The organism is Streptomyces sp. NPDC093109 (assembly GCF_040701725.1).
Lineage (GTDB): Bacteria > Actinomycetota > Actinomycetes > Streptomycetales > Streptomycetaceae > Streptomyces.
Map to the genome: position 1 here is coordinate 43,605 of NZ_JBFBEZ010000006.1, position 12,377 is coordinate 55,981.

Annotated in this window: 15 protein-coding genes; 5 read left to right on the forward strand and 10 right to left on the reverse strand. The window is 69.0% G+C overall.

Annotation, left to right across the window (positions count from 1 at the left end):
* Positions 1 to 145: 145 nt before the first annotated feature.
* The 3 genes from purF to AB0389_RS08440 all read right to left on the reverse strand — a co-directional run bounded on the left by purF (position 146) and on the right by AB0389_RS08440 (position 3,796).
* Positions 146 to 1,669: an amidophosphoribosyltransferase gene (purF, locus tag AB0389_RS08430; RefSeq protein ID WP_366394543.1), complete on the reverse strand. Its 1,524-nt coding sequence runs from the start codon at positions 1,667 to 1,669 to the stop codon at positions 146 to 148.
* A gap of 86 nt (positions 1,670 to 1,755) precedes the next feature.
* Complete coding sequence (locus AB0389_RS08435; protein ID WP_366394544.1) at positions 1,756 to 2,787, reverse strand: META domain-containing protein; 1,032 nt, start codon at positions 2,785 to 2,787, stop codon at positions 1,756 to 1,758.
* Positions 2,788 to 2,926: 139 nt separating this feature from the next.
* Complete coding sequence (locus tag AB0389_RS08440; protein ID WP_366394545.1) at positions 2,927 to 3,796, reverse strand: sterol carrier family protein; 870 nt, start codon at positions 3,794 to 3,796, stop codon at positions 2,927 to 2,929.
* Between the two features lie 268 nt (positions 3,797 to 4,064).
* On the opposite strand from AB0389_RS08440, the gene AB0389_RS08445 reads away from it, so the two are divergent.
* Positions 4,065 to 4,787 (forward strand): DinB family protein, encoded by a 723-nt coding sequence (locus AB0389_RS08445; RefSeq protein ID WP_366394546.1) that lies wholly within the window; start codon positions 4,065 to 4,067, stop codon positions 4,785 to 4,787.
* Between the two features lie 25 nt (positions 4,788 to 4,812).
* On the opposite strand, the gene AB0389_RS08450 is transcribed toward AB0389_RS08445, so the two are convergent.
* The 4 genes from AB0389_RS08450 to AB0389_RS08465 all read right to left on the reverse strand — a co-directional run bounded on the left by AB0389_RS08450 (position 4,813) and on the right by AB0389_RS08465 (position 7,244).
* A complete protein-coding gene (locus AB0389_RS08450; RefSeq protein WP_366394547.1) occupies positions 4,813 to 5,136 on the reverse strand; it encodes a hypothetical protein in 324 nt (107 codons plus the stop codon).
* Positions 5,137 to 5,919: 783 nt separating this feature from the next.
* Entirely contained in the window at positions 5,920 to 6,147 is a 228-nt protein-coding gene (locus tag AB0389_RS08455) for a DUF397 domain-containing protein (protein WP_366394548.1), read from the reverse strand.
* On the reverse strand, positions 6,131 to 6,322 hold the full coding sequence (locus AB0389_RS08460) for a DUF397 domain-containing protein (protein WP_366394549.1): 192 nt from the start codon (positions 6,320 to 6,322) through the stop codon (positions 6,131 to 6,133). Before AB0389_RS08460 ends, AB0389_RS08455 begins: the two co-directional genes overlap by 17 nt.
* 1 nt (position 6,323) lies before the next feature.
* Entirely contained in the window at positions 6,324 to 7,244 is a 921-nt protein-coding gene (locus AB0389_RS08465; protein WP_366394550.1) for a helix-turn-helix transcriptional regulator, read from the reverse strand.
* A 228-nt stretch (positions 7,245 to 7,472) separates the two neighbouring features.
* Between AB0389_RS08465 and AB0389_RS08470 the strand changes: the two genes are divergently transcribed.
* Together AB0389_RS08470 and AB0389_RS08475 are read left to right on the forward strand one after the other, a co-directional pair.
* Positions 7,473 to 7,925 carry an ATP-binding protein gene (locus tag AB0389_RS08470; protein ID WP_366394551.1) on the forward strand — a complete coding sequence of 151 codons (453 nt, stop codon included), beginning with the start codon at positions 7,473 to 7,475 and terminating at the stop codon, positions 7,923 to 7,925.
* Complete coding sequence (locus tag AB0389_RS08475) at positions 7,922 to 8,191, forward strand: hypothetical protein (RefSeq protein ID WP_366394552.1); 270 nt, start codon at positions 7,922 to 7,924, stop codon at positions 8,189 to 8,191. Before AB0389_RS08470 ends, AB0389_RS08475 begins: the two co-directional genes overlap by 4 nt.
* Before the next feature lie 52 nt (positions 8,192 to 8,243).
* Here AB0389_RS08475 and AB0389_RS08480 read toward each other — a convergent pair whose 3' ends face one another.
* Entirely contained in the window at positions 8,244 to 8,468 is a 225-nt protein-coding gene (locus AB0389_RS08480) for an MbtH family NRPS accessory protein (protein WP_366394553.1), read from the reverse strand.
* A gap of 1,207 nt (positions 8,469 to 9,675) precedes the next feature.
* Positions 9,676 to 10,053, reverse strand: coding sequence for a VOC family protein (locus AB0389_RS08485; protein ID WP_366394554.1), 378 nt, complete (start codon positions 10,051 to 10,053; stop codon positions 9,676 to 9,678).
* A 116-nt stretch (positions 10,054 to 10,169) separates the two neighbouring features.
* Between AB0389_RS08485 and AB0389_RS08490 the strand changes: the two genes are divergently transcribed.
* Both AB0389_RS08490 and AB0389_RS08495 read left to right on the forward strand, forming a co-directional pair.
* Positions 10,170 to 10,874 carry a hypothetical protein gene (locus AB0389_RS08490; protein WP_366394555.1) on the forward strand — a complete coding sequence of 235 codons (705 nt, stop codon included), beginning with the start codon at positions 10,170 to 10,172 and terminating at the stop codon, positions 10,872 to 10,874.
* A 39-nt stretch (positions 10,875 to 10,913) separates the two neighbouring features.
* Positions 10,914 to 11,216, forward strand: coding sequence for a hypothetical protein (locus AB0389_RS08495; RefSeq protein WP_366394556.1), 303 nt, complete (start codon positions 10,914 to 10,916; stop codon positions 11,214 to 11,216).
* 489 nt (positions 11,217 to 11,705) lie between these two features.
* Here AB0389_RS08495 and AB0389_RS08500 read toward each other — a convergent pair whose 3' ends face one another.
* Positions 11,706 to 12,236, reverse strand: a complete 531-nt coding sequence (locus AB0389_RS08500) for a DoxX family protein (protein ID WP_366394727.1) — start codon at positions 12,234 to 12,236, stop codon at positions 11,706 to 11,708.
* Positions 12,237 to 12,377: the final 141 nt, after the last annotated feature.

The following is a 12,377-nucleotide window of genomic DNA, read 5'->3' on the forward strand; positions in this document are numbered from 1 at the left end:
ACAACGGGGATGTGGCGGGGTGGGGTGGAATGTGGCGGGGTGGCAGGTGGCGGGGTGGGGTGGGGTGGCAGGAGGTCCTGGCCGTCCGGGAGCCGTCCGGGAGCCGTCCGGAAATCCATCAGGACGTCAGGACGGCTCCGGACCGCTAGGGACGGCGCAGCGCCTCGGATGCGGCGCTTGCCGGGCCGGCCGCCAGCTCGGTCTCCAGCAGCTGCTTGCCGAGCAGCTCGGGATCGGGCAGCTCCATCGGGTACTCACCGTCGAAGCACGCGCGGCAGAGGTTCGGCTTGGCGATGGTGGTCGCCTCGATCATCGCGTCGAGGGAGATGTACGCGAGCGAGTCCGCGCCCATGGAGACGCCGATCTCGTCGACCGACATGCCGTTGGCGATCAGCTCCGCGCGGGTGGCGAAGTCGATACCGAAGAAACAGGGCCACTTCACCGGCGGGGACGAGATCCGCACGTGGACCTCGGCCGCGCCCGCCTCGCGGAGCATCTTGACCAGGGCGCGCTGGGTGTTGCCGCGGACGATCGAGTCGTCGACGACCACCAGGCGCTTGCCCCGGATGACTTCCTTCAGCGGGTTCAGCTTGAGGCGGATGCCCAGCTGGCGGATGGTCTGGGAGGGCTGGATGAAGGTCCGGCCGACATAGGCGTTCTTGACGAGTCCCGAGCCGTACGGGATGCCGCTTGCCTCCGCGTAACCGATGGCGGCGGGCGTGCCGGACTCGGGCGTCGCTATCACCAGATCGGCGTCGACCGGAGCTTCTTTGGCGAGTTTCCGACCCATCTCGACGCGGGACAGATAGACGTTCCGTCCGGCGATGTCCGTGTCGGGACGGGCCAGGTAGACGTACTCGAAGACGCAGCCCTTGGGCTTCGCTTCCGCGAATCGCTGCGTACGGAGACCGTTCTCGTCGATGGCGATCAGCTCGCCGGGCTCGATCTCACGGACGTACGAGGCACCGCAGATGTCGAGGGCGGCGCCCTCGGAGGCGACCACCCAGCCGCGCTCCAGCCGGCCGAGGACCAGCGGGCGGATGCCCTGGGGGTCACGGGCCGCGTAGAGCGTGTGCTCGTCCATGAAGACGAACGAGAAGGCGCCCTTGACCTCGGGCAGGATCTTGGCGGCGGCGTCCTCGAGGTTGAGGGGTCTGCCGTCGTCGTCCGTCTGGCTGGCCAGCAGGGCCGTCACCAGATCGGTGTCATTGGTGGCGGCGACGCGCGTCGTCCGGCCGTTCTCCTTCGGCAGATCGGCGACCATACCGGCGAGCTGCGCGGTATTGACCAGATTGCCGTTGTGACCGAGCGCGATGGAGCCGTGGGCCGTGGCCCGGAAGGTCGGCTGCGCGTTCTCCCACACCGAGGCACCGGTGGTGGAGTAGCGGGCATGGCCCACCGCGATATGGCCCAGGAGAGAGCTGAGAGAGGTTTCGTCGAAGACCTGCGAGACGAGGCCCATGTCCTTGAACACAAGGATCTTGGAGCCGTTGCTCACTGCGATGCCCGCGGACTCCTGTCCGCGGTGCTGAAGGGCATACAGTCCGAAATAGGTGAGCTTGGCGACCTCTTCGCCCGGGGCCCAGACTCCGAAGACGCCGCAAGCGTCCTGGGGGCCCTTCTCTCCGGGGAGCAGGTCGTGGTTGAGTCGTCCATCACCACGAGGCACACACCGAGTGTAGGCGAGATCGACCACTGGTCCGAATTGGGGATGCGGAAGAGCGCGGACCAGTGGGCCGGATCGTCTCGGGTGGATCACTCCTGAAGGGTGGTTGTCACGGTGGTTTTCGGGGTGGTTTTCGCGCTGATGCCGAGGCCGTTCCCGGCGAGGAGCTTCAGCTGGTTGTGGCCCAGCTCATACTCGATCTCACCCGTGAGCACCTTCGCGAAACGCTCTTCGAGTGCGCTTTCGGGCTGGGAGCATGCCTTCTTGGTGGTGCGGAGCGCGCCGAAGGTGATCTTGTTCGTCGCCTCGGAGATCTTCGCGGAGCCGCGGAAGACATTGCAGCCGTCGGTGCCCTCGACCGTGCCGCTCTTGCCGTCGGCGCCCTTACCGAACGTGAGGGACGCCTTGCCGTCCGTCCCCTTCGGCAGGGAGCCCTGGGTGTCGCCGGGCTCGATGACGGTGTCGACGACTCCGTCCACCCGCCAGTCCGTGCCCACGAGGGGCGCGGGACGGTCGAGGGTGAGAGCGATCGAGTCGTCGCCGGCGCCGGTGAGGGTGAGCCGGCCGTCGTCGCCGAGCGTGGTCGAGAGCTTTCCGCGGAACACCTTGCCGAAGGCGTCGGCGAAGGGTCGCTGCTCGTCCGGGCACGACATCAGCGTGGTATCGCCCGGCTCGTCACTCACGACGAGGATTCCGCCGTCGACCGTGACTTTCTGGGTGCCGAGGTTGCAGTCCGGGGACAGACGAAACGTACCGTCGGCGTCCACGCGGAGATTGGCCCTGGCCTTCTCGGTGGGGGTGATCTTCTTGCCGCCAACGGTCACGCTGGCCATCTCCCAAACGGTGCCGGTGGCGCCGTTGGTGCCCTTGGTGTTGCGCAGGACTTCGGTGAGGGCCGGGACCGCGTCCCCCTTCCCGTCCCCGTCCGCGTCCCCGTCCGCGTCGGCTCCGGCGCCCTCCGCCGCGCCGGATACGTTGCGGGCGCCCGATCCCGTACCGGACTCCGAGCCCGAGCCCGAGCCCGAGCCTGAATCCGTACCGCAGGCGGAGAGGAGGAGCAGGGCGAGCGCCGTGACGGCGCCGGGGACGGCGGTGGCCTTGGTGATCCGCTTCCTGATCATGCCCCTGACACTTCCTGGTGCATGTCCGCGATGATCGTGATTGCGGTGATCTGGGTGAACTGCTGCTTTGGCATGCCGATGTGACGGAACACACCGGCGTACGGTTCCGCCTTTTCCGTATTTCCGTCCGGACTGTTCGTCAACTCATCAGCGGGAGCAGCCCGGAGAGATCCGCGCGCTCCCCGCTCGCGCTCACCCGCGCCGTGTCGAGCGCCTCGGCCCAGGCCGTCCGCCCGGTGGCCAGCCGCAGCCAGGTCAGCGGGTCGGTCTCCACGACGTTGGGCGGCGTACCGCGCGTGTGCCGGGGCCCCTCCACGCACTGAACCACGGCGTACGGCGGGACCCGCACCTCGGTCGACGCGCCGGGCGCCTTGACGGCGAGGGCGTCGGCGAGCAGCCGCGTCGCGGCGGCGAGGGCCTGGCGGTCGAACGGGATGCTCAGCCCGGCGGCGCGGTTGAGGTCGTCGGTGTGGACGGTCAGCTCGACGGTCCGCGTCACCAGATAGTCCGCGAGCCGCATCGCCCCCACGCGGGTGACCAGCGTCTGCCGGTCGTCCGCCGCCGGCAGCAGCGCCTCGATCCGCTCGGCGGCCCGCCCGAGCAGCTCGCCGGGCGGCGCGGTCGTGGCGTACGCCGTAACGTTCTCGGCGATCGGCCCGGCGTACCGGGCCGTCACGAACGGCCACTCGGCCAGCACGATCACCGGCCCGGCCTCGGCGACCACGGCGGCCTCGGACCGTACCGGCTGCTCCAGGTAGAGGCTCACCGACTCGACCCCCATGGCCACATGCGCGGCCAGCTCCCGTACGGTCCACTCCCCGAGCCCGCTGGGCAGCGCGAGCTGCGCGGGCGTCATCGCGTCGACGGCGTCCCGTACGTGCCGGAACTGGGCGAGCACGGCGGCCCGGGTCTTGGCGGAGTCGTAGACGCGCGGACGCGGGCGCTTGGCGGCGGGGTTCGCGGCGGTCTTGTCGGCGGTCTTCCTGGCGGGATTCGTGGCGGGTGACATGGGGACGAGGCTAGGTCCTGTCCACGCCCGTCCGCGCCCACCCCGTGGGGTCGCCGCTGTCAAAGCTCGGCATATCCAGCGGCTCCGTCCACTGCCGCTCACCCATGGCCGCGAGATGGACGCCCTTCCGGATGATCTCGGCCTCAGGAACGCCACGCCGGGCGGCAATCTCTTTGGGCGCCTTGAGGGAACCCAGCGGAGGGTGGCGAGCGTTGGAGTCGGCTGCTGCCGGGGGCCGTTGTCAGTGCCGGGTGGGACACTGCCCGGCATGGTCGAATCGAACCCGAAAGCGGACCTTCTCCGCTACCTCCAGGACGCTCGCGACTCCCTGCTGTGGAAGCTGGACGGGCTCTCCGAGTACGACATTCGCCGCCCCTTCACACCGACCGGCACCAACCTGTTGGGCCTGGTCAAACACTCCGCCAGTGTGGAACTGGGGTACTTCGGCGACACGTTCGGACGACCGTACTTCGACGGGGAGAGCCGCGTCCGCCCGTCCTGGTGGTACACGGAGAGCGACGAGCCCAACGTGGACATGTGGGCCACGGCGGACGAGTCCCGCGAACAGATCGTGGACCTGTACCGGCAGGCGTGGAAGCACTCCAACGACACGATTGACGCGCTGGACCTGGACGCGACCGGACACGTCCCGTGGTGGCCCGAGGAGCGACGGGAGGTGACGCTGCACCACATCGTCGTACGCGTCATCGGCGACGCCCAGCGGCACGCCGGCCACGCCGACATCGTGCGCGAGCTGACGGACGGGTCGGTCGGGTGGTTGCAGGGCAAGGACAGCCTGGCGCCCGGAGATCAGGCGTGGTGGGAGGAGTACCGGGGGCGGCTGGAGCGGGTGGCACGGGAGACCGGGGAGGCCGAGGCGGCTCGGGAGGCTCGGGAGGCTCGGGAGGCCGAGGCGGCTCGGGAGGCTCGGGAGGCTCGGGAGGCCGAGGCGGCTCGGGAGGCTCGGGAGGCTCGGGAGGCCGGGGGCTGATCGCCAGGGCCGGCAGGCAGAACCGTCAGTACTCGGGGTCGATCCAGCGGGCATCGCGCTGGGAGAGGTCGAGGTCGACCTTGCCGCGGCTCTTCAACGCGATGCCGTACGCCAGCACGCGCCATTCCCGCTCAGGCAGCCGCGCCGCGTCCACGAGGAACCGGCGCCCGCCGGAGACCGGGTAGGCGAACAGCGCGACGGTCGGGTCCCGGGCATCGGTCCAGAACTCAAGCCGTTCGAGATCCGACCAGTCGATCTTCAGATGCACGACCCATGGGGGCGAGGTCCGTGAGTGCTCCACCGTCAGCCCGCCCCGGTCGGCGGTGATGCGGCAGGTATCCGATTCCACCCGCACCGGCTTCCACCTGGCACGCAAGCGCCGCCATGTTCCGACGGGGGGCTGTGGACTTGGCCAGGACGGTGGCGGTGGTAGTGGTACGGGGGGAGTGGACGGCGCGGGGGGTACGGGGCGTGCTGGGGGCTTGGGCCAGTTCTGTGGTCTCTGTGGTCTCTGTGGTTCCTTTGGTCTCTGCGAGGCCGGCCCCCACCACCCCGCCCGGTTCACCAGGTCGTTCAAGTCCTCCGGCCGCGTCCAGCTTGTCTCCGTACCCTCGTCCTCGTCCTCGTCCCCGTACCCGTACGCGTCCTCGTTGTCGAAGGCGGGCCGGCTCATCCGTGCGACCAGTACGACTGTGGCGCTGAAGGCCGCCAGTCCCACGTACCACCACGTCACGTACCCGAGAACGATCGAGCCCGCGAGCCCGCCGAAAAGCATGTGCACCGATAAGAATTCCCGGGCCGCCGTCCCGGCGGATGTGAAGTAGTACCCGGCGGCGATCACCATCGCGTGGGTAACCACCAGTCCGACACCCACGCCCACGAAGTTCCCGGCTATCGCCCAGCCGGCCAGCCCACCCACCGCGCATGCGATGACCTCGACGATGGGCCCCACACAGCCGGTACTTGCCTTGCCATCCACCCCGGCCCCCCTGGAAACGCATGCCCCCGAAGCACGTTCCGTTGCGCCACCACGACCGCCCCGCGCTTCCGCCGGACGCCGCCTGTCGCACTTTCGAGAGTAACGCCGGATGGGTTCAGATCCAGGCTTGCCGAACCATGAACTTCCTTTGAATCAGGACTTGTTGACGTATCGCTCGACGGACGGCGAATCAGCCTGGAGGGCGGTGTGGAAGGTGCGCCAGGCGGTGGGGGTGAGGAGGAGGGTGGGGCCGGCGGGGTGGGTCTTGGAGTCTCGGACGGCGACGGTGTGGGCGATATTGAGGGCGACCTCAACGCACTCGCCGGTCGAGTCGCTGTGGCTGGACTTCCTGAAGCGGTGCATGTCAGGCACGGCTGCCATCCAGGGAGTACGCGGCTTCTACGAAGCACTTCCAGGCGGTGGGGTTGAGGTGTAGGACGGGCCCGGTGGGCTGGTTCTTGGAGTCCCGGACAGCGACGGTGTGGGCGATGTTGAGGGCGACCTCAACGCACTCGCCGGTCTGGTTGCTGTAGCTGGACTTCCTGAAGCAGTACATGTCACACACTCAATTCTTGGCCGATGCTCTCGATGAGCCGCGCCGAGTCGTAGGGCGAGAGGCTGACTGAGCACAGGCGGCCAAAGAGATTTGCATAGATCGCGCTCTCCTCCACTCCCTCAACCCAGGTCGTGGAACCGAGCCCGTCCATGTGGACCACGTCCAGCGCGCTCTCCTCAGCAAACGAAAGAATGTTAAAAGGACCGCCCACGCCAGGGTATCCACCCGCCTGAAGAGGGAGCACCTGCACACGGATGTTGGGCAGTTCGGCCAGCTCTCGCAAGCGCATAAGCTGACGCCCCATGGCTTGCGGTCCTCCGATGAGCTGGCGGAGAGCCGCCTCCCAAATCACAGCGTGAACCTGTAGCGGTTCCTCTCCGTGGAGGAGCGCCTGCCGCTTCTGCCGTACGTCGACGATCCGCTCAATGTCATCGATCTCGTCAGGTGAAGTTACTGGCACAGCCATGGCTCTGATGTAGTCCGCCGTCTGGAACAACCCCGGAATCAGCGAAAGCTGCCACAGGCGCACCTTGAGCGCCACATCCTCCATCGCGATGTACTCACGCAAGTTGCCCTGGTCGAGGGCGTTCCACCAGCCCTTCGCCCGGCGCCGCTCGCGGTCCAGCTTCGCCAGCCGGAGCAGGCCGGCCACGACCGCGTCGTCCTCGACCCCGTACAGCTTGCACAGCGCGATGATGTCGGGATCCCGGAACGGCACCCAACCTCGCTCCATCTTGGCGACCTTGGCCGTCTGGGAGCTGAGCACTTCTGCGGCATGCGACTGATTGAGGCCGACAGCATCCCTGAAGGCCAGGAGCTGACTGCCCAACTGGCGTGCCAGCACTGTTGATACGCGTTTCGCCGAACTCGCGCGCCTCTCCGCCACCACTGACGACCTCCTCATGTCACGCACAGTCTGCATCGGCTTCACGGTAAGCCACAATCACTCTTCCGAGGATAATTATCCGCGCAACATTGTCCGGGGCCGACTCAGTCGCTACGTTCGGTACGTGACCGCTCGCACAGCGGAGCCACTTGGTGGAAGTGCACCGCCCCGCGCTGCCCTGCGCACAGCACCACGCGGCGCGACATCGCCACCGCCAGCCCACCAACCCCGGCTGTCCCCGACCGCACATGGAGGTGCGTGTCCATGACCTCGATCAACGAGGCAAACGAAGCCCATCCGCCCCAGCCCGAAGGGCCGTTGCGGGAGGACCGGCTGAACTACACGCCCGTACCGGGCAGTGTGACGCTCGCCCGCCACCGCACATCCCGGCTGATCACCGAGTGGGGCCATCCCGAACTCGCGTGGGCCACCGGCCTCGTCGTCAGCGAACTCGGCACCAATGCCCTGCTGCACGGATGCCTGCGGGACCGGCTCTTCCAGGTCGCCATCCTGCTCCGGCCCGCCCTCTTCCGTATCGAGGTCAGCGACCCGCGCGGCGAACGGCTGCCCGCCCTCCGGACCGCCGAGGACGGCGAGTGCTTCGGGCGCGGGCTGCCGCTCGTCGTACAGATCACCGACCGCTGGGGCACCGAACCCCGCACCGTCGGGAAGACCGTCTACGCGGAGATCGACCTCACACCCCCGCCGGCGCGGTGACCGTAACGACCGCCGTGACCGCCGCCATGGACGAGCAGACCTTCTGGGGCGTCACCGCCCTCGCCATCAGCTTCACCGTGCTCATCCTCGGCGTGCTCTACGCGGCCAGCTCACGCGAGGAGGGGGGCGATCGGCCGCCGCCACCTCTGCCGGTCGAGCCCGAGGAGACGTACTCGTACACCTGTTACTGCCACCGCAACCCCGTGCACATCACCATCCGCGTCCACCAGATCCCCCGCATATTCGGGCGCGGGCGCTGGGGGTAGGGGGTGGGGGCCGCGCACCGCTCACGCGGGGCGGCCGACCACCGGGTGCGTCCTAGCTGTTGTCGGCTGTCTGCTCCATCGCGCGGCGCAGGCTCAGGGGGCGCATGTCCGTCCACACCTCTTGAACGTACGTCAGACACTCCCCCTTGGTGCCGGTCTTGCCTACCGCGTTCCATCCGGCCGGGATCTCGCGATCCTCCGGCCAGATGCTGTACTGCTCCTCGTGGTTGATAACCACCTGGTAGGTGTTGTTGTCTTCCTGCTCGTTCCAGCTCATCGCCGCTCTCCTTCAATCACCGGTCGGTTTGCCACCAGTTGAACGAGAGAGACAACGCCCCGTCACGCGCGCCTGCGGTGTTCAGCTGCCGCCGTCGCTGCCTGCGTGTCAGAGCAACGCCGAGTGGGGTGGGTCGGTGGCGGGGGTTGTGGGCGTGGGGCCGCCCCCTTCGGCCGTCATTTTCGCGCTTCCGGGCCGGGTATCAAGGGCGCTCCTCCGTCGCGTCGGCTACGCCGATTCCGCTGCGCTCCACCCCTGACACCCGGCCCTCCAGCGCAAGTGCGGGAGTGGAGGGGGCGGCCGGGGGGTGAGGGGGGCCCAAGAGGTCCGCTGCCCTGACGGTCGGCTCAGGGGCTGGCGGGCCGGTGGGCCCTGCGGGGCCGCGCAGCAGTGGCATGGGGCTGCGGGGCCTGTCTCGGCGGCTGACGGCCGCCGGTTGGCCGGCACTCATGCCCCGCTGATCACTGTTGCGTTGTGGTGCCCGGGAGGTGGGCGATGCCTGCTGTCCGGTCGGGGTCTTGGGGCCGGTCCGGGGTCTCCGGGCGGTGGCCGGGGCGGGGAGTGCGACGTTAGAGCCACTTCCGGCACGTCAGACGGCTACAGCGTCGCAGTCTTCGGGATCAAGCACTCCAACCCCACCGATCTGTCCCATATGGGGTGGTTTGGAAGGCGATTGGGAGTCTCTCCGGACGGCACATGTGTCCTGAGGTGCGTTAGACGCCCTTCTGGAGGCAAAGACCGCCTCCGGGAGCCCACTTGCCGCCACACGAGTCCCAGCAGACCCTGCCCCCACTCCACGGTGACCGGCGGGGCATGTGTCTCAGCCAGCAGCGGACCCTTGGCCGCTGAGCCGGTGCCGGACCGCCCCTCTCCTCTGCCGCGTGGCCCCGCAGGGCCCACCGGGCCGCCGGACCCTGAGCCGAGTGGCAGAACAGGCGGACCTCCTGGGCCCCCCTCCCCCCGGCCGCCCCCTCCACTCCCGCACTTGCGACTTCGGGGCAGGTGTCAAGGGTGACCGGAGGTCATCGCGCAGCGACGCGACGCAGGAGCGCCCTTTACACCTGTTCCGAAGGCGCGACACTCAAAGCAGAAGGGGGCGGCCCCACGTGCCACGCTCGCCCCCGTACACCCCTGTTACCTCTTGGTACTGACTCGCACCCGACAACTTCACGGAGCGAACAGCGGACCGGCGGGCGTCTGTACGCCGTCAGCCGGTTTGGCGTTCTGCCGCGCTGCGCTCCACGCAGAACTCGTTGCCCTCGGGGTCGTGCAGCGTCACCCAGCCCAGTCCGTCGGGGCGGCGGTGGTCGCCCTGGAGTGTGGCGCCCAGGGCCAGCAGGCGCTCCACCTCCTCGTCCCGGGTGCGGTCCTGGGGCTGGAGGTCCAGGTGTACGCGGTTCTTCACCGTCTTGCGGTCGTCGACCCTGATGAACAGCACGCCGGTCGCCCCGGCCGTGACCAGGACTTCCGGGTCCCCCGGAAAGTCGTCGTCGGCCAGCGCGCCGTCCAGAGCCTTGGCCCAGAACGTCGCCAGGGCATAGGGATCGGCGCAGTCGATGGTGATATGCCGGATCAAGGAACTCATACCCGTAACCCGATCACGGATCCCACCCGGCGTCCAGAAGTGGGTGTCGGTGGGGTGGGGTTGACTGTCCTCGGTCGACTACCGAAATATGGAGGATTCAGGTGCGGGAAGACGTCATGACGGCAGGGACAGGGCTACGGGTCTACCCCGAGCCCGCAGACGTGTTCGTCGCCGACCAGATCGGGCTGGCGGAGCACCTGCACCCGTTGGTGTCGATCGACCTCGCCGAGGTGGATCCGGCCTGGCACGGGTGGATCCACCTCGTGAGCCCGCTGGAGCCCACAGAGGGCTACCTCGGCGATCACACCGAGGCCTTCCACTCACCCCTCCAGAGAACCAACTGGCTCGGGTTCGCCCTGGAGGACGACCGCTACCGCCTGCTCGGCGACCCGCGCTACTTCGTACGGGCAACCCGTCCCGAGGAACTGCCCGACCCCTGGCCGGGGTTCCGTGCGCGGCTCGTTGAGCACTGCGCGTCCGAAGGGCGCAGCTACGTGGCGCACCGGGACGCCTTCCGCCGTGACGGCAACCTGCTCATGCGCCACGACGACGGGTCCTCGCGGTACGACGACGCCACCGGCATGGCACTGCTTGAGCAGCTCGGTGGTGACGCGGACTCGCACGGCAACTGGGTCCAGCCCGACCTGTTCCACGTCGAGTACGACGACGAGCGCGCATGGCCGGTCAGTCCGGCCGGCAATCCGTTCCGCTTCGTGGCATCGGTGCCGGGCTGGCACTACCGGACCACGGGCGCCGATGCGATTCTGCTGTTCTTCGAGCCCGTCGAGCGGCTCGCGCTCCTCACCTTCGACTGGAGTTGAGCAACTGCCCGTGCCCGCGCGCCCGTAGAGAGGAATCCGATGAAGCTCTACCTCCTCATCCCCGTTGCCCTGGTGGCCCTGCTCATCGCCGCCTCCGGCATAGCGGCTGTTTCCCGTGGCTGGATCCTCCCCGTGAACCGGCGCACGGTCCACCGGCCGCGCCTCCACGGCTGGGGGCAGCTGACCATCGCCGTCGCTCTGTGCTGGCAGGCGGGCTTCTTCCTGGCCGGCGACATCGACGTACGCCAGTTCGGCACCCTGAGCGGCAGCGCGCTGCTGCTGGCCGGCATCATCGTGATGACGCTGAGCCACCGCCCCGGCGGTGACCAACGCACCCCCTGATACTGCGGCTTACGCACCTCAGGGCACATGACCGCTCGGCAAGGCCCCCAACCTGCCGGGCAAAGTGGGGCATAACGGGCGCTTGCAGGACCGTTTGCCGCTGAGCCGGTGCCGCGCCGCCCCACTCCGCCGCCGCGCAGCCCCGCAGGGCCCACCGGGCCGCCGGACCCTGAGCCGAGTGGCAGGGCATCCGGTCCCCCGGGCAACCCCCTCCCACCCGGCCGCCCCTCCCGACAAGCCGCACTTGTGACTCCGGGACAGGTGTCAAGGGTGAGCGAAGCGAAATCGGCGCAGCCGACGAGACGCAGGAGCGCCCTTTACACCTGTCACGGAGACGCGACACTCACAGCAGGAGGGGCGGCCCACCTACCCAACGACCCGCACCACCGCTCCCGTACAGACACACCGCTGCCCCGGACACGGTCGCTCGCGTGGCGGTGTCCGGGGCAGTGTGCCGAGCGGGCCGAGCCGGCCCGGGCCGGGTCGGCCCTACTTCCGCAGCAGCAGTGTGACGCCCGCCACCACCAGGCCCAGCGCGACCGCCGCCGCGCCGTACGCCAGGCGGTGGGTCCTCACCCACGGGAGGAAGCGGTCGACCGCGATTCGGCCGGGGCCGGTCAGGGCGAGGGCGGCGGCGCCGGCCGTCAGGAGGAGTTCGTACTCGATGCCCTGGGGCGCGAAGAAGTGGCCGGTTCCCTTCACGGCGATCGCGTTGATCATCGTGCCGACCACCGCGGCGCCCGCGAGCGGCGTCAGCAGGCCGATCACCAGGGCCAGGCCGCCCAGGGTCTCGCTCAGCCCGGCCACGACGGCCAGCGCCTTGCCGGACGGGTAGCCGCTCATGGTGAAGAAGGTGCCCGTGCCGTCGAGCCCGCCGCCGCCGAACCAGCCGAAGAGCTTCTGGCTGCCGTGCGCGGCCATCGTCAGGCCGAGGACGACGCGGAGTAGCAGCAGCCCGACGTCATAGGCGTGGGGCGTGGCCGCGTGATCGCGGAAGGCGCCCGCGGCGGGGGCTCCCAGGCGGGGGCCGGTGGTGCCGGTCGTGCCGGCGGTGGTGCTCGTGCGGCTTGTGGAGCTTGTGGTGTTCACGGGGGACGTCATAGCGGCGCTCTCTCCTGAGGTGAGGGGGGCAAAAAACGCTGTGCTTGAAAGTTACAGCAA